Here is a 15433-nt window from a genome sequence, read left to right on the forward strand (position 1 = left end):
TCCCATCGACCAGGGGGCCGTCTTTGGCGGCTCCCGCACCTGGAGTCGCACCATGCGCCTGGCCCCGCTCACCCATCTGGATGCACTGGAAACCCTGCTGCTGAAAGGTGGCCATGACCTGTACAGTGGTGAAGCGGTCAGCCAGCTGGAGCATGCCCTGCAGGCCGCCGCCGCAGCCGAGCAGGCAGGGTCGGGCGCGGCACTGATCACCGCAGCACTGCTGCACGATGTCGGCCATCTGGCCAGCCGCCAGCAAGCCTCCGACCTTGCTGCCGGCATCGACGACCACCATGAAGCGCTGGCCGTACAACTGCTGCACGATCTGTTCGACCACGACGTGCTGCAACCCATTGCCCTGCATGTCGCGGCCAAGCGCTATCTGGCAAGCACAGAACCTGGCTATCTGGGCAACCTTTCCCCCGCATCCACCTGCTCGCTGGCCTTGCAGGGTGGCCCGATGAGCGAGGAAGAAGCCGCGCGCTTCTGCCTGCGTCCCAACGCGGCGCAGGCCATTGCCTTGCGACGCTTTGATGAACTGGCCAAAGTGCCCAACCTGCCGACACCACCGCTGAGCCATTATCTGGCCATCGCCGCCACCGTGATGAAAGCCTGCCCATGAAAACCGACCCCGTTCACCGCCTGCTGGATGCCCCTTACCCCTACCGGGACGCCGAACCTTGCCTGCAATTGCACGGCCTGAGTAAACGCTTCGGCAACCAGACGGTGCTGCAGCAGATCGACCTCACCGTGCACAAGGGCGAATTCATCAGCCTGCTCGGCCCCTCCGGTTGCGGCAAGACTACCCTGCTGCGCTTGATCGCCGGGCTGGATCAGCCCGATCAGGGGCGGATCGAGCTTCATGGGCTGGACGTCACCCGCCTGCCCCCGGCCCGCCGCGATTACGGCATCGTGTTCCAGTCCTACGCGCTGTTCCCCAACCTCAATGTGGCCGACAACATCGCATACGGCCTGCGCGGCAACAAGGAAGCCCGCCGCAAGCGGGTTACCGAGCTGCTGGCACTGATCGGGCTCGACGCCTACGCCACCCACTACCCGGCCCAGCTCTCTGGCGGCCAGCAGCAGAGGGTGGCGCTGGCGCGGGCACTGGCCACCTCACCCAGCCTGCTGCTGCTGGACGAACCCCTCTCGGCACTGGATGCCCGCGTGCGTGAGCACCTGCGCCGCGAGATCCGCCAGCTGCAGCAGCAACTGGGCATCACCACCGTGATGGTGACCCACGATCAGGAAGAAGCCTTGACCATGGCCGACCGGGTGGTGGTCATGCATCGTGGCGGGATTGAACAATCCGGCACCCCACACCAGATCTACCGCCAACCCGCCAGCCCGTTTGTTGCCAGCTTCGTTGGGCAGGGTAATTTCCTGCCTGTGCAGATTTGCGACGATGGCCGGGTACAGCTCGGCGAACACCACTATGCGATCCCGCATACGCTAGCAGTCGGACAGGCAGCCAGCCTGTTTATCCGTCCGGAAGACTTGCGGCTGCACCCGGAAGGCGAGCTGCCGGATCACGCTGTCTGGGCCGAACGCGACAAGCAGGAGCTGCTGGGCGCGCTATACCGCATTACCTTGCGGGTGCCGGCCTGGGGGCAGCATACCGTGCAGGTAGACCTCGGCCATGAGGCCCTGTCCCGGCTCGGCCAGGCACAGCGGGTGGCACTCAGCCTGCCGCTGAACCGCGTGCATCTGTTCCCGCTGGAGGCCACATGCTGAGCCTCAGCCTCTCCAGCCCCCGCAGCCAGCGGTCCACCCCGGACGAACACACTGCCCGCCTGCTCGGCTGGCTGCTGCTGGCCCTGCTCGCGCTGATGGTGCTGGGCCCGCTGGTGGCCATTCTGGGGCAAGCCGTGCTCAGCCCGCAGGGGCAATGGCAAGGGTTGCAGGTCTTGCAGCAAACACTGACCCAACCCGGCACATTGGCCGCCACGCTGGGCAGCTTGAAAGTAGCCCTGGCCACCACGGCCCTGGTCGTACCGCTGGCGTACGCCTACGCCATGGCGCTGACCCGGGTCGCTCTGCCGGGCAGGGCATTGTTCCGCCTGCTGGCGCTGCTACCCATACTGGCACCTTCGCTATTGCCTGGCATCTCGCTGGTTTATCTGTTCGGTAACCAGGGTCTGCTGAAAAGCGTGTTCCCGGACGGTGGCATTTATGGCTTTGCCGGCATCCTGATTGGCGAAGTCTTCTATGCCTTCCCGCATGCGCTGATGATCCTGCTGACAGCACTGGCGGTAGATGATGCCCGCTTGTACGAGGCCGCGCGCACTTTGGGGGCAGGGCCATTGCGTCGCTTCTTCACCCTCACCCTGCCTGCTACCCGCTATGGCCTGGTGTCAGCCACACTGGTGGTGTTCACCCTGGTGGTCACCGACTTTGGTGTCGCCAAGGTGGTGGGGGGGCAGTATCCCGTACTGGCCATCGAGGCTTACAAGCAGGTGATAGGCCAGCAGAATTTCCCGCGTGGAGCAGCCATCGGCCTGCTGCTGTTGCTGCCTGCTGTGTTGTCGTTCGGGGTAGACCGCTGGCTGCAGCGGCATCAACGCAATATGGTCAGCAGCCGGGCCCAGCCACTGCAAATGGTGAACACCCCACTGACCCGTACAATCGCTACGCTGGTGTGCAGCGTGATTGGCGGTGCCTTGTTGCTGTTGCTGGGGACCGCCATCACCGCTGCTTTCATTCGTCAGTGGCCTTATCAGCTGGACCTGACGCTGGCGCACTTTGATTTCGACATGGTAGATGGTGGCGGCTGGCTGGCCTTTGCCAACAGCCTCAAGCTGGCACTGGCTACCGCCGTTCTGGGCAGCCTGTTGGTATTCGCCGGCGCCTGGTGCAGCAGCCGGGTGCGCGCGGCACGGCGGCCTGGCCAGTTACTGCATGCGCTGGCCATGTTACCGATGGCGGTGCCCGGCATGGTGCTGGGGCTGGGTTACATCTTCTTCTTTAACCACCCAGAAAACCCGCTGCACGGCCTCTACGGCAGCATGACCCTGCTGGTACTGTGCTCAGTCGCACACTTCTACACCACCGCCCACCTGACCGCACTGACTTCGCTCAAGCAGCAAGACCCGGATTTCGAACCGGTGGCCGCGTCGCTCAAGGTATCACTGTGGACCACCTTGTGGCGGGTCACCCTGCCCGCCAACCTGCCCGCCATGCTGGAGACGGCACGTTATTTCTTTGTGTCGGCGATGACCACGGTTTCCGCAGTGATCTTCCTCTACACGCCGGACACCGTGCTGGCCTCGGTCGCGGTGCTGAACATGGACGACGCCGGTGACACCGCCGCCGCTGCGGCGATGGCCAGCCTGATCGTGTTCAGCTCAGCCATCGCCTGCCTGCTGTTTGCCCTGCTGTCCCACGGCCTGCTGCGGCGCAGCCAGCGCTGGCGACAGCCTCGCGCCTGACACTGTGACCGGGTTGCGGCCCGGTCTTTTTTGAACCCGTAAAGACATCTAGATCACTGGAGTAGCACACCATGCGCGAACCCATCCTGCTTACCCCCGGCCCGCTGACCACCAGCCTCACCACCAAAACCGCCATGCTCACCGACTGGGGCTCCTGGGACGATCGCTTCAACACCCTCACCGCCAGCGTCTGCCGCGACCTGCTGCAGATCGTACAGGGTGAAGCCGAGCACGTGTGCGTGCCGCTGCAGGGCTCCGGCACCTTTGCTGTCGAAGCCGCCATTGGCAATCTGCTGCCGCGCACTGGCAAGCTGCTGGTGCTGGCCAACGGCGCTTACGGTCGCCGTATGGCGCAGATTGCTGCCGCGCTGGGGCGCGAACATCAGGTCTACGAAACCGCCGACGATACCCCGCCCAGCGCCGAGCAGGTGGCACGTCTGCTTCAAGCCGATCCGGCCATCAGCCACGTTGGCGTGATTCACTGTGAAACCAGCACCGGCATCCTCAATCCGCTGGCCGATATTGCCCGCGTGGTACAGCAGGCCGGTCGCCGCTTGATTGTGGATGCCATGTCCAGCTTCGGCGCCTTGCCGCTGGACCTGCGCAGCCTGCCGCTGGACGCACTGATTGCCTCGAGCAACAAATGCCTGGAAGGCGTGCCGGGCATGGGCTTTGTCATCGCCCGCCGTGACAGCCTGCAGGCCAGCCGGGGCAACAGCCACTCACTGGCGATGGACTTGCTGGCACAGTATGAATACATGCAGCAGACCGGGCAGTGGCGCTATACGCCGCCCACCCATGTCGTCGCCGCCCTGCGCGCGGCGCTGGACCAGTACCTGACTGCAGGTGGTCAGCCCGCCCGGCTGGCGCGCTACCAAGCCAACGCCGAACTGCTGATCGAGCGGCTCTCCGCCACCGGGCTCAAGCTGTTCCTGCCGCCAGCACTGCAAGCGCCGATCATCCTCACCTTCCACGCACCGGACCATCCCGGCTACCGCTTTGTTGATTTTTACCAGGCGGTACGTGAGCGCGGCTTTGTGCTGTATCCGGGCAAGCTCACCCATCAGGAAACCTTCCGCGTTGGCTGCATCGGTGCCATCGACCACGCAGAAATCGAACAAGCCTGCGCCGCCATCGCGCAGACCCTCTCCCACTTTGGCTGGAATCATTAAGGAGTTATCCCATGTTGTTTCATCGTCTGGAAGCCCTGATACTGGATTGGGCCGGTACCGTGGTGGACTTTGGTTCGTTTGCCCCCACCCAGGTGCTGATTGATGTGTTCCGCAGCGAAGGCATCGCGGTCAGCATGGCTGAGGCGCGGGTACCGATGGGTCTGGCCAAATGGGACCATATCCAGGCGCTGGGCAGACTGCCCGGCGTCGCCGCCCGCTGGCAGGCTCGTTTCGGTAGCCCGATGACGGATGCCGACGTTGATCGTCTCTATCAGCAGTTCATGCCCTTGCAGATTGCGCGGGTGGCCGAATACTCCGCCCCCATCCCTGGTGCGCTGGACACGCTGAACGCGCTGCGCGCACGCGGCCTGAAGATTGGCAGTTGCTCCGGCTACCCCCGGGTGGTGATGAACCGCCTGCAGCCGCACGCTGCCGCCTGCGGCTATACCCCGGACCATACCGTCGCGACTGATGACCTGCCCGCCGGGGGCCGCCCCGGCCCGTGGATGGCACTGGCTAATGTGCTGGCACTGGGCATTGGCGACGTGCGCCACTGTGTGAAGGTGGACGACACCGCCCCCGGCATCCATGAAGGCCTGCGTGCCGGGATGTGGACAGTGGGCCTCTCCGCCAGCGGCAACGCGGTGGGCCTGAGCGCGGACGACTGGTTCGCCCTCACCCCGGCGCAACAGGCCGAGTATCGCACCCCGGCGGAAGCACTGCTGCGCGAGGCCGGGGCCCATTATGTGGTGGATACGCTCTCTGCGCTGCCCGCCGTACTGGACGACATCGAGCGTCGCCTGCTGGCCGGTGAACGGCCTTGAGCCCGCAACCGTTCTGGTTTGCCGATGCGCTGGCGCAGGAAGGCAGCGCGGCGCTGCCGCCACTGCAGGGCGAGCACACGGCGGATGTCTGCATCGTCGGTGGCGGCTTTACCGGCTTGTGGACCGCCATCCAGACCCGCTTGAAACGACCGGACTGGCGCATTGTGCTGCTGGAAAAAGGGCGCTGCGGTGGCGGCGCCTCCGGTCGCAATGGCGGCTGCATGCTGACCTGGTCCACCAAATACGCCAGCCTGTGCCATTACTTTGGCGAGCAGGAAGCCGCCTGGCTGCTGCGCGCCTCGGAACAGGCGGTGTTCGACATCGCCACCTTCTGCCAGCAGCACGGCATCGACGCTGACCTGCGGCTGGGGGGCGCCGTCTATGCCGCCAGCAATCGCGCCCAGCAGGGCCGCCTGCAGCCGGTACTGCAACAACTGGAACAAGCAGGGCTCAACCGCTGGCAAGCGCTGGACGACGCCGCCACCCAGGCACGCAGTGGCAGTGCGCTGATGCGCGATGGTGCCTGGACCGACGCCGCAGGCAGTGTTCACCCCGGTAAGCTGGTGCGCGGCCTGCTGCGGGTGGCGCGTGCGCTCGGTGTCGAGGTTCATGAGCTGAGCCCGGTGCAGGCGGTAGGTGGCAGCCTGCCGGTACGGGTGAGCACGGACCAGGGCATCTTGCACGCACCGAGGGTGGTGCTGGCGCTGAACGCAGAAACCCCGGCGCTGCTGCCGCAGTTCGCCAGCCATCTGCTGCTGGTCTCCTCCGACATGATCATCACCGAGCCCGCCCCTGCGCAGATTGCGGCACTCGGGCTGGACCAAGGGCAGGCCGTGTGCGACCTGCGCACCTTTGTCCACTACTGGCGCAGCACGCCGGATGGCCGCCTGATGCTGGGCAAGGGCGGCAATCTGCTGCCCTTTGGCAATCGCCTGCATCCGGCCTTTGATGCCCCCAGTCGTTACCAGCCCATGCTGCATCACGCCCTGCGCCGCTTCTTCCCCAGCCTCGCCTCCGTACCGCTGGCGCGCAGCTGGACAGGCGCCTCGGAGCGCTCAGCCAGCGGTTTGCCCTGCTTTGGCGAGTTACCCCGGCAGCGTGGTGTGTACTACGGCTTTGGTTATTCCGGCAATGGCGTGGTACAGAGCCATCTGGGTGGCCAGATCCTCAGCAGCCTGCTGCTGGATGAAGACAATATCTGGACCCGCAGCGGGCTGGCCCAAGGCCCGCAAGCCAGTTTCCCTCCCGAGCCGGTGCGCTGGCTGGGCGCTCAGCTGGTGCGCGGTGCCATCCGCCGGGTGGAGACCGCTGAAGACCGGGCGCAGCCCAGCCGCTGGCTGGACCGTAAGCTGGCCCGCCTCGCCAGCATGGCGGGCAAAGCCGACGCCCGGTCTTGAAGGTGGGACAACCGGCTTGTGAGGGCGCACAACCAACACCTATACTGGTCAGACTTTGCCATGGAGTCTGCCATGTTCGGGTGGTCAAACCGGGTTTTCCCCCTGCTGCTATTGGGGCTGGCTTTGCCCAGCATGGCCTTGTATCTGCCCCGCCCTCAGTTGCCGGCGCACACCCGCCACTGGACCCTGCACGCCAATGGCTATGGTCCCATCCGGATCGGCATGACGGTTGCGGAAGCCGAAAAGTGGCTGCGCCTGCCGCTGCTCGCCGATGGCCCTACTGACAGCGACTGCTACCACGTCAGCCCCGGTGCGCCGGAACCGGCACTGACCTTCATGGTTCGGGCGCAACGCATCAGCCGCGTCAGTCTGTTTGGCCAAAGCAGCATCCACACGGACAGCGGCTTGCAGGTCGGGGACCGTGAGCTGCAAGTGTGGAAACGGCTCGGGCGTAGTGTCAAAGCCAGCCCGCATACCTATGGGGGTGAGGATGACCATTATCTGACCTGGTGGCGTAGCGACAAGCTCGGCCACTATCGAGGCATCCGCTTTGAAACCACTAACGGTAAAATAGCGGTGATCCATGCAGGTGATGACAGTATTGAACTGGTTGAAGGCTGTTCCTGAGCGGCATGGTGGCCCACCCCAAACCACCCGATTGGCCCTAGCAACCACACCTTTTCTTTTACACACTGCAGACACTTCTTCCCATCCAAGGTGTCTGCATGTCCTTACTGATCCGCCCGATTACCGAACACGATTTTGAGCAGTGGCTACCCTTGTGGCTGGGCTATAACGCATTTTATGGCCGCTCCGGCGCCACCGCCCTGCCGGAGGACATTACGCAACTCAGCTGGCAGCGCTTCCTCAGCGAGAGCGAACCAATGTATGCCCTGGTGGCCGAGCGGGATGGCAAACTGGTGGGCTTGACGCACTATCTGTACCACCGCAGCACCATCCTGCGCGGGCCAAGCTGTTATCTGCAGGACCTGTTCACCGACCCCAGCTGCCGGGGGCAAGGTGTGGGTCGCCAGCTGATCGAGGCGGTGGCTGCACGCGCCTTTGCCAGCGGTGCCGAACGGCTGTACTGGGGCACCTATCAGGACAATGCCACGGCACGCCGACTGTACGACACCGTAGCCAAGCACACCGGTGGCATCATCTACACCTATACCCGCCCCTGAGCCACCGGCGCAGGCAGATGCCCGGGCCGCTTACTCCGCCTGCATGAGCTGCTGCAGGCGGTAGAGCTGTTCCAGCGCTTCGCGTGGGGTCAGAGCGTCCGGGTCCAGCTGTTGCAGCGCTTGCATGGCCAGGTGCGGCTCTGCCGCGAGCGGCTCGTCAGTGGGTGGCAGCGTGGCAAACAGATCGGCCTGCGGACCACCGGCGCCGATGCTCATGGCTTCCAACTGTTGCAGGTGCCGCCGCGCCACGCGAATCACACTGCCGGGCACCCCGGCCAGCTGCGCCACCGCCAGACCATAGCTCTGGCTGGCCGGGCCTTCCTTCACGCTGTGCAGAAACACCACCGTGTCCTTGTGTTCTACCGCGTCCAGATGCACATTGGCGAGTTGCGGGTAATCTTGCGACAGGCGGGTGAGCTCGAAGTAGTGCGTGGCAAACAGGGTGTAGCTGCGGTTCTTCTCCACCAGTTGCCGCACGATGGCGTAGGCCAAGGCCAGGCCGTCAAAGGTGGAGGTACCACGCCCGACTTCGTCCATCAGCACCAGGCTGTGCTCGCTGGCGTTGTGCAGGATGTTGGCGGTTTCGGTCATCTCCACCATGAAGGTGGAGCGGCCTCCGGCCAGATCGTCCGACGCGCCGATACGGGTAAAGATGCGGTCAATCGGCCCCAGCCGTACCTGCTGCGCCGGCACAAAACTGCCGACATGGGCCAGCAGCACGATCAGCGCCGTTTGCCGCATATAGGTGGACTTACCACCCATGTTCGGGCCGGTGATCAGCAGCAGCTTGCGGGTGAGCGACAGGCCGGTATCGTTGGCGATGAAGTCATCCACCTGCGCTTCGACCACCGGGTGACGCCCTTGCTGGATGTCGATCACCGGCTCGTCGACAAACTGCGGTGCATGCCAGTCCAGCAACGCCGCCTGGGCGGCAAAGGTGGTCAGCACATCCAGCGCGGACACCGCCTGCGCCAGCAATTGCAGCGGGGCGAGGCTGTGCATCAGCTCGTCCAGCAGCGCCTCGTACAGCCGCTTTTCCAGTGCCAGCGCACGCTCCTGTGCCGAGAGCGCCTTGTCCTCAAAGGTTTTCAGCTCGGGGGTGATATAGCGCTCGGCATTTTTTAGCGTCTGGCGGCGGCGGTAGTCGTCCGGCACCTTGTCACCCTGCGCCTTGCTGACTTCGATATAGAAGCCGTGCACCCGGTTGAATTCCACCTTGAGGTTGGGAATGCCGGTGCGCTCCCTCTCCCGCGCTTCCAGCGCCAGCAGGTACTGGTCGCAGTTGGTCTGGATGCCGCGCAGCTCGTCCAGCTCGGCGTGATAGCCATCGTTGATCACGCCGCCATCGCGCAGCAGGCTGGCCGGTTCCGGCAGGATGGCCGCCTGCAGGGTGGGCAGTACCGCGTCCGGTGCAGTGAGGTGCTGTTGCAACTGTTGCAGCAGCGGTGCTTCCATGCGCGCCAGTTGCATCTGGATCGTGGGCAGCGCGGCCAGGCTGTCACGCAGGCTGGAGAGATCACGCGGGCGGGCGCTTTTCAAGGCAATGCGGCTGGCAATGCGCTCAATATCGGCAATCGGCCGCAGCGCCTGCTGTAGTACGGGTAAGGCGCTATGCTCGCGCAGCTCGGCCACCGCGCCCAGCCGGGCCAGCAGCTTGCTGCGGTCGCGCAACGGGTGGTGCAGCCAGTGCCGTAGCAGGCGGCTGCCCATGCTGGTCATGCACTGGTCCAGCACCGAGGCGAGTGTCGGCGACGGTTCGCCACGAATGGTCTCGGTCAGCTCCAGATTGCGACGGGTAGCGGCGTCCAGCTCGATATACTGGCCGCGTGCCTCCACCGAGAGGCCCTGTACGTGCGCGAGCTCGGTACCTTGCGTGGCGCGTGCATACTGCAGCAGTGCACCGGCTGCGCCCACCGCCAGCGACATATTCTCCACACCAAAGCCGACCAGATCGTGGGTACCAAAGTGCTTGCACAGCAGGCGATTGGCGGCTTCCACGTCAAAATGCCATAGGGGCAGACGCTTGACCGGACGGGATTGCTGGCCGAGCAGGGCCAGATCGTGGTCATCCGCCAGCAAAATCTCGGCGGGGCGCAGCCGCTCCAGCTCCGAGGGCAGCGCGTCCGACTTGCCTTCCCACAGGGCAAAGCGGCCTGAAGCCAATGACAGCCAGGCCAGCCCCAGCCGACCGCGCGACAGGGATAGTGCCAGCAGCAAGTTATCTGACTTTTCGTCCAGCAATGCGGCATCGGTCAGGGTGCCGGGTGTCACCACCCGCATCACCTTGCGCTCTACCGGCCCCTTGCTGGTGGCGGGATCACCCACCTGCTCGCAGATCGCCACCGACTCACCCAGCTTCACCAGCCGCGCCAGATACTGCTCGGCGGCATGGAAGGGAATGCCCGCCATCGGAATCGGCTGCCCGGCACTTTGCCCCCGCGCGGTCAGGGTGATGTCCATCAGCCGCGCTGCCCGCTGTGCGTCTTCATAGAACAGCTCGTAGAAATCCCCCATTCGGTAGAACAGCAGCTTGTCCGGGTGCTCGGCTTTCAGCGCCAGGTACTGCTGCATCATCGGGGTATGGCTTGCGGGCGTACTCATCTTGGGGTTGGTCTCGGGCTGCTTGCAGCACACCGGGCTGCAAAAACGTCGATTCTACCTGAGGCCATGCGGCAGGTCAGTGGCCTTGTCACCCCTGTACTTTTGTACCTGTCAATCCGCAATGCACATGGCATTCATGCTTCGTTCAGCTTGCGGGAAATATGATATCGTGCTGCCAAACTGAACGAATGCCCATTCACTTCTCACCCTACAGGTTGATCCCTTCATGCAAAAACTGCTACTCAGCACCCTGGTACTGGCCTTGGCCGGTTGCCAGGTCACAGTCAAGTCCCAGGATGGCACCGCCACCACCTACGGACTGGGCCCGACCAAAACCAGCAGCACACCTGCCCCTGAAGCCAGCCCTGCCCCTGCTGCTGCACCCGCGAGCGCCATCAGCCCGGCCACCAGCAACCAGGCGATTCCCTCTGGTCTGTACAGCGCCCAATTGCAGACCCAGCACAAGGACGGCAAGGGCAAACTGCAAAATGAAGTCAGCAAATTCAGTTATCTGGTGGAAGACCTCGGTGGGGGGCGCGCGCTGGTAAAATTCATCGGTGAAGGTAGTGCGGCCGACCCCGGCGGTTTTGGTGGCTTGATGAGTGGTGAAACACAAGCCATCGGCTTTGCGGTCTACAACAAGGGTGTGTGGCAGTTCAGTGGCAAGAGTGAGGACGGTCCCTGCGAGGCACGCTTTACCAGCGACAACAACACGCTCAAGCACCTGTCTGGCCGCTGTTCTGGCGCGGGTAACTGGGGTGATCTGGCTTGGCCGCGTGCCAATACACCGCTCAAGTTTGTGCGAGCCTTGCAGGCCAGCGAGCGCAGCATGCTGCAAACCGGTGGCGGCATGGTCCCCAAGGCAGCCAGCACCCCCGCCAGCAGCGGCAGTGCCCATCCCTATCTGGGCTTGATTGGAAAAACCTTCCCCAGCATGCAGCTGCCTTACCAGGCATTTGGCTTTGATGGCTACAACAGCAAGCTCGAAGCCACCGCCTTTGCAGAAATGCCGGAAGGCAAGGTGGTGATCTACCCGGTACGCAAAGGCAGCGCCCGCTATGTGCTGATTGCAGGCCACACGAACGGCAACATCGACCGGGTACTGGACGTGCGGCCGGTCGCCGCCAGTGCAGGCAAGCGCTTTATCGCAGCCAGTGAAGAGGGGGATGCCGTGACCACCTGCACCCTGAATGGCAAGCGCGTTTCCCAGGTCTTTGCCTACACGCAACCCGGCAAGGCCGGCAGCCATTTCGCCACCGCCAGCAGCAAAGGCGAAAGCGTCTGGCTGGTACAACCCGGCGGCACCCAGGTGATCGCCCTGCGACAAGGTGAGAAGCTGGCCTGCACTCAGGTTGTCATGGGCGGCTAAGCGCTGGTGGGTCATTGCGGCCCGTGATCTGGCTGTTTCACCCGATTGGCATGGTGGGCGGCGTCCTGATCCCGTACAATCGCGGCATTCGATTCAGGACCCCCCAGCCATGCTCAGTTACCGCCATGCCTTTCATGCGGGCAACCACGCCGATGTGCTCAAGCACCTGGTGCTGGACCAATTGCTGATCTATCTGAACCAGAAGGACAAGCCTTACTGGTACATCGACACCCACGCCGGTGCCGGGGTCTATGCGCTCACCGAAGGCTATGCCACCAAGAATGCCGAGTTTGCCACGGGTGTCGCACGCCTGTGGCAGCGCAATGCGCTGCCAGAGCCGGTCGCCAGCTATCTGCAACATGTACTGGCGCTGAATCCGGACGGCGCACTGCGCTATTACCCCGGCTCGCCGCAGCTGGCAGCGCAGCGGGTGCGCCCGGATGACCGCCTGCGCCTGTATGAGCTGCACAGCAGCGACTTCACCTTGTTGCAGGAAAACATGTCGCCGCTGGGCAAGCGGGTACTGGTTGACAAAAGTGATGGCTTCGCCGGGCTGAAAGCCCTGTTGCCGCCCCCCCCCCGGCGTGCGCTGGTGCTGATCGACCCGCCGTATGAAGACAAGAAGGACTATTCGCGCGTCACCAAAGCGCTGGAGGACGCGCTGCGCCGCTTTGCCACCGGCATCTATGCGGTGTGGTATCCGCAATTGCAGCGGGTGGAGTGGCAATTGATGCTGGAGCAGTTGAAGCGCTTGCCGGTCAAAGGCTGGCTAAACGTCTCGCTGCAAGTGGAACCGCCACACCCGGATGGCTTTGGCATGTACGGCAGTGGCATGTTCATCCTCAATCCACCCTACACCTTGTACCCGCTGCTGGAGCAATTGATGCCGTGGTTGGTGCAGACCCTGGGCCAGGGTGCTGGCAGCCGCTTCGTGCTGGAGCAGCAGGCTGCATAATTCATGACAACGGCAAGCAGGCTGCTATAATCAGGCCCTGCTTGCCGTGCAGCCCGCATGGCCTCCTGCATCACGGAATCTGCACACCATGCCCCATGCCCTGCAACGCCTGCCGCTGCTGCTGCTGCTCGCCACCACCTTGCTGTTGACGGCCTGCCCGGCCCGCCAAGAGGTGAGCGATAGTGCGGCCCCGGCAAGTGACACCCGCTCGCAACCCGCAGCCAGTCAAGCCGCGGCAGCTGTCATCCCAGCCAGCGCTCCGATCACGGCAGCCGTCAGCCTGGTCGACCTCAAGACCCTGCCCGCAGGCGTCAAGCTGCCGGGCAAGCTGTTGCAGGCCTGGCACTGGACTGACGCTGACGGCGAGCAGTGGCTGCTACGCAGCCATAGCAAGCGTAACTATACTTTTGAAGAGATGGATGCCACGGAAAGCCTGCTGCATGTTGCCCAATTCCGGGTCAAGGACGGCAAGATGGAGCGCCTGTGGCTACTGCAGGATGGGGTTAAGGATTGCCCGTTTGACAGCGTCGCCCGCTTCTATCCGGATGGGGTGAGCATCACCGATCTGGATCAGGATGGCGTCCATGAAGTGACCATGGCGTACCACACCACCTGCACCAGCGATGTCAGCCCGCAAGACATGAAAGTGATCCTGCGCGAGCGTGAGGGCAAGTGGGGTTTGCGTGGCAGCACCTGGCTGCCAGACGAGGCCATGCAGGGCAAAACCCCGCCGCCGGTACCACAAGCCGCCGCCTGCCCGCCCGGCACAGACCTCAGCAAGATGGACCCGCAGCACTGGCATACCGGCTGCTACCAGTCCGAGCAGGATTTTGCCAGTGCCCCGCCCGCTTTCCTGCAGCATGCCAAGGCGCGCTGGCGCGCCGCCCTGCTGGCCTCCGCGCCAGGGGGCCAGCCTGATCTGAGCGCTGTGGACGAAGGCGAAGACTAAGCCCAATGGACCCGGCAGACCTGCACAAGCTGTGGCACACCACCATGCCCTTCGGCAAGTATCAGGGGCGGGCGCTGGCGGAGCTGCCGGGGCATTACCTCAACTGGTTTGCCCGCAGTGGCTTTCCACCGGGCACGCTGGGGCGACTGCTGGCGCTGATGCAGGAAATCGACCATAACGGCCTGCGCCCCTTGCTCACCCCGCTGCGCCCGGCCCATCATCAGCAGGCAGGTAAACGTGGTTCACCCAGCACATAGGTCTGCGCCACCACCCGGTCGCCACCCAGCAGCATCAGTGCAAACAACCGCTCGTCCAGCGACTGCGCCGCCTGCATGCGGCGTTCCAGCAGCGGCGTGGCGGCCCAGTCCAGCACCACGAAATCGGCCTCCTTGCCGGGCAGGAAGTTGCCGATGCGGTCTTCCAGATACAGCGCCTCCGCCCCGGCCAGTGTCGCCAGATAGAAGCCACGCCAGGCGTTGAGCTTTTGCCCGCCCAGCTGCAACACCTTGTAAGCCTCGTTCAGCGTTTGCAGCATGGAGAAACTGGTACCGCCGCCCACATCCGTCGCCAGCCCCACCCGCACCCCCAGCTCGCGGGCGCGGTTCAGGTCAAACAAGCCGCTGCCAAGGAACAAATTAGAGGTCGGGCAGAAGGACATGGCGGTACCGGTCGCCGCCATGCGCTCGCGATCCGCACGGTCCAGATGGATGCAATGGGCGTAGACACCACGCTCGCCGAGCAGGCCATAGCGGTCGTACACGTCCAGATAGCTGCGGGCATCCGGGAACAGGTCGGCCACCCAGCGCACTTCGTCCACGTTCTCGGCCACATGCGTCTGCAGCCACAAGCCCTCGTATTCGGCAAACAGCCGCCCGGTCATCGCCAGCTGCTCCGGAGTAGAGGTCGGCGCAAAGCGCGGGGTCAGCGCATAACCGGCACGGCCATGACCATGCCAGCGTTCGATCAGCTCGCGGCTGTCTGCTTCAGCGCTCGCCACATTATCCTGCAGGAAATCCGGGCAATGGCGGTCCATCATGATCTTGCCGCATACCATGCGCATCTGCCGCTGCTCTGCGGCGCTAAAGAAGGCATCCACCGAGGCCTTGTGTACCGTCGGGTAGACCGCAGCGGTGGTGGTACCGTTGCGCAGCAGCTCGTCGAGGAAAAACTGCGCCACGTTGTCGGCGTGCACGCGGTCGGCAAAGCGCCGCTCGGCCGGGAAGGTATAGGTATTGAGCCAGTCCAGCAATTGCGCGCCGTAGCTGGCGATGATGTCCGTCTGCGCGAAGTGGATGTGGGTATCGACAAACCCCGGCAGCAGCAGCTTGCCGCGGTGATCCACCACCTTGGCCTGGGGGTACTGCGTCAGCAGCGCGGCCTCCGGGCCACAGACCACCACGCGGCCAGATTCGACCACCAGTGCGCCGTCCTCCCAATACTGCCAGGCGCGCTCGTCGGCAGCTTCGCCGGGATCGCGCAGAAAATGCAGAATGGACGCCCGGAACAGGGTCAGCTCAGACATGTGTACAACTCCTTTAACCAGTCTGGGGGGCTGGC

General features: G+C 64.1%; 14 protein-coding genes. 12 read left to right on the plus strand and 2 right to left on the minus strand.

The window, feature by feature from the left end:
* The first annotated feature begins 52 nt into the window (after positions 1-52).
* The 8 genes from ACE3O2_RS04595 to ACE3O2_RS04630 all read left to right on the plus strand — a co-directional run bounded on the left by ACE3O2_RS04595 (position 53) and on the right by ACE3O2_RS04630 (position 8002).
* Complete coding sequence (locus ACE3O2_RS04595; RefSeq protein WP_374335134.1) at positions 53-619, plus strand: phosphonate degradation HD-domain oxygenase; 567 nt, start codon at positions 53-55, stop codon at positions 617-619.
* The gene (locus tag ACE3O2_RS04600) at positions 616-1731 is read left to right on the plus strand and encodes a putative 2-aminoethylphosphonate ABC transporter ATP-binding protein (protein ID WP_374335136.1); all 1116 of its coding nucleotides are present in this window, start codon (positions 616-618) and stop codon (positions 1729-1731) included. Before ACE3O2_RS04595 ends, ACE3O2_RS04600 begins: the two co-directional genes overlap by 4 nt.
* Entirely contained in the window at positions 1725-3425 is a 1701-nt protein-coding gene (locus ACE3O2_RS04605) for a putative 2-aminoethylphosphonate ABC transporter permease subunit (RefSeq protein ID WP_374335138.1), read from the plus strand. The genes ACE3O2_RS04600 and ACE3O2_RS04605 overlap by 7 nt, the downstream gene beginning before the upstream one ends.
* Before the next feature lie 71 nt (positions 3426-3496).
* Entirely contained in the window at positions 3497-4597 is a 1101-nt protein-coding gene (locus ACE3O2_RS04610) for a 2-aminoethylphosphonate--pyruvate transaminase (protein ID WP_374335140.1), read from the plus strand.
* An 11-nt stretch (positions 4598-4608) separates the two neighbouring features.
* Positions 4609-5421: a phosphonoacetaldehyde hydrolase gene (gene phnX, locus ACE3O2_RS04615; RefSeq protein ID WP_374335142.1), complete on the plus strand. Its 813-nt coding sequence runs from the start codon at positions 4609-4611 to the stop codon at positions 5419-5421.
* Positions 5418-6818 (plus strand): FAD-dependent oxidoreductase, encoded by a 1401-nt coding sequence (locus ACE3O2_RS04620; protein ID WP_374335144.1) that lies wholly within the window; start codon positions 5418-5420, stop codon positions 6816-6818. The genes phnX and ACE3O2_RS04620 overlap by 4 nt, the downstream gene beginning before the upstream one ends.
* A 72-nt stretch (positions 6819-6890) precedes the next feature.
* Positions 6891-7445, plus strand: a complete 555-nt coding sequence (locus ACE3O2_RS04625) for a hypothetical protein (protein WP_374335146.1) — start codon at positions 6891-6893, stop codon at positions 7443-7445.
* A gap of 98 nt (positions 7446-7543) precedes the next feature.
* Positions 7544-8002, plus strand: coding sequence for an N-acetyltransferase family protein (locus tag ACE3O2_RS04630; protein ID WP_374335148.1), 459 nt, complete (start codon positions 7544-7546; stop codon positions 8000-8002).
* A gap of 30 nt (positions 8003-8032) precedes the next feature.
* Here the strand turns inward: ACE3O2_RS04630 and mutS are convergent, their stop codons facing one another.
* A complete protein-coding gene (gene mutS / locus ACE3O2_RS04635) occupies positions 8033-10603 on the minus strand; it encodes a DNA mismatch repair protein MutS (RefSeq protein ID WP_374335150.1) in 2571 nt (856 codons plus the stop codon).
* A gap of 226 nt (positions 10604-10829) precedes the next feature.
* Between mutS and ACE3O2_RS04640 the strand changes: the two genes are divergently transcribed.
* The 4 genes from ACE3O2_RS04640 to ACE3O2_RS04655 all read left to right on the plus strand — a co-directional run bounded on the left by ACE3O2_RS04640 (position 10830) and on the right by ACE3O2_RS04655 (position 14133).
* Complete coding sequence (locus ACE3O2_RS04640) at positions 10830-11972, plus strand: hypothetical protein (RefSeq protein ID WP_374335152.1); 1143 nt, start codon at positions 10830-10832, stop codon at positions 11970-11972.
* Positions 11973-12081: 109 nt separating this feature from the next.
* On the plus strand, positions 12082-12927 hold the full coding sequence (locus ACE3O2_RS04645) for a 23S rRNA (adenine(2030)-N(6))-methyltransferase RlmJ (protein WP_374335154.1): 846 nt from the start codon (positions 12082-12084) through the stop codon (positions 12925-12927).
* A gap of 88 nt (positions 12928-13015) precedes the next feature.
* Positions 13016-13876: a M949_RS01915 family surface polysaccharide biosynthesis protein gene (locus ACE3O2_RS04650; RefSeq protein WP_374335156.1), complete on the plus strand. Its 861-nt coding sequence runs from the start codon at positions 13016-13018 to the stop codon at positions 13874-13876.
* Between the two features lie 5 nt (positions 13877-13881).
* The gene (locus ACE3O2_RS04655; RefSeq protein WP_374335158.1) at positions 13882-14133 is read left to right on the plus strand and encodes a DUF3820 family protein; all 252 of its coding nucleotides are present in this window, start codon (positions 13882-13884) and stop codon (positions 14131-14133) included.
* On the opposite strand, the gene guaD is transcribed toward ACE3O2_RS04655, so the two are convergent.
* Positions 14097-15398, minus strand: coding sequence for a guanine deaminase (guaD, locus tag ACE3O2_RS04660; RefSeq protein WP_374335160.1), 1302 nt, complete (start codon positions 15396-15398; stop codon positions 14097-14099). The two genes, ACE3O2_RS04655 and guaD, sit on opposite strands and share 37 nt — an antisense overlap.
* Positions 15399-15433: the final 35 nt, after the last annotated feature.

The sequence above is a fragment of the Leeia sp. genome, from assembly GCF_041909055.1.
GTDB classification, from domain to species: domain Bacteria; phylum Pseudomonadota; class Gammaproteobacteria; order Burkholderiales; family Leeiaceae; genus Leeia; species Leeia aquatica.

What these genes read in the sequence shown, in the direction of transcription:
- ACE3O2_RS04595 (WP_374335134.1), top strand. Translation starts at nt 53, where the DNA reads ATGCGCCTGGCCCCGCTCACCCATCTGGATGCACTGGAAACCCTGCTG.
- ACE3O2_RS04600 (WP_374335136.1), top strand. Translation starts at nt 616, where the DNA reads ATGAAAACCGACCCCGTTCACCGCCTGCTGGATGCCCCTTACCCCTAC.
- ACE3O2_RS04605 (WP_374335138.1), top strand. Translation starts at nt 1,725, where the DNA reads ATGCTGAGCCTCAGCCTCTCCAGCCCCCGCAGCCAGCGGTCCACCCCG.
- ACE3O2_RS04610 (WP_374335140.1), top strand. Translation starts at nt 3,497, where the DNA reads ATGCGCGAACCCATCCTGCTTACCCCCGGCCCGCTGACCACCAGCCTC.
- phnX (WP_374335142.1), top strand. Translation starts at nt 4,609, where the DNA reads ATGTTGTTTCATCGTCTGGAAGCCCTGATACTGGATTGGGCCGGTACC.
- ACE3O2_RS04625 (WP_374335146.1), top strand. Translation starts at nt 6,891, where the DNA reads ATGTTCGGGTGGTCAAACCGGGTTTTCCCCCTGCTGCTATTGGGGCTG.
- ACE3O2_RS04630 (WP_374335148.1), top strand. Translation starts at nt 7,544, where the DNA reads ATGTCCTTACTGATCCGCCCGATTACCGAACACGATTTTGAGCAGTGG.
- mutS (WP_374335150.1), bottom strand. Translation starts at nt 10,603, where the DNA reads ATGAGTACGCCCGCAAGCCATACCCCGATGATGCAGCAGTACCTGGCG.
- ACE3O2_RS04640 (WP_374335152.1), top strand. Translation starts at nt 10,830, where the DNA reads ATGCAAAAACTGCTACTCAGCACCCTGGTACTGGCCTTGGCCGGTTGC.
- ACE3O2_RS04645 (WP_374335154.1), top strand. Translation starts at nt 12,082, where the DNA reads ATGCTCAGTTACCGCCATGCCTTTCATGCGGGCAACCACGCCGATGTG.
- ACE3O2_RS04650 (WP_374335156.1), top strand. Translation starts at nt 13,016, where the DNA reads ATGCCCCATGCCCTGCAACGCCTGCCGCTGCTGCTGCTGCTCGCCACC.
- ACE3O2_RS04655 (WP_374335158.1), top strand. Translation starts at nt 13,882, where the DNA reads ATGGACCCGGCAGACCTGCACAAGCTGTGGCACACCACCATGCCCTTC.
- guaD (WP_374335160.1), bottom strand. Translation starts at nt 15,398, where the DNA reads ATGTCTGAGCTGACCCTGTTCCGGGCGTCCATTCTGCATTTTCTGCGC.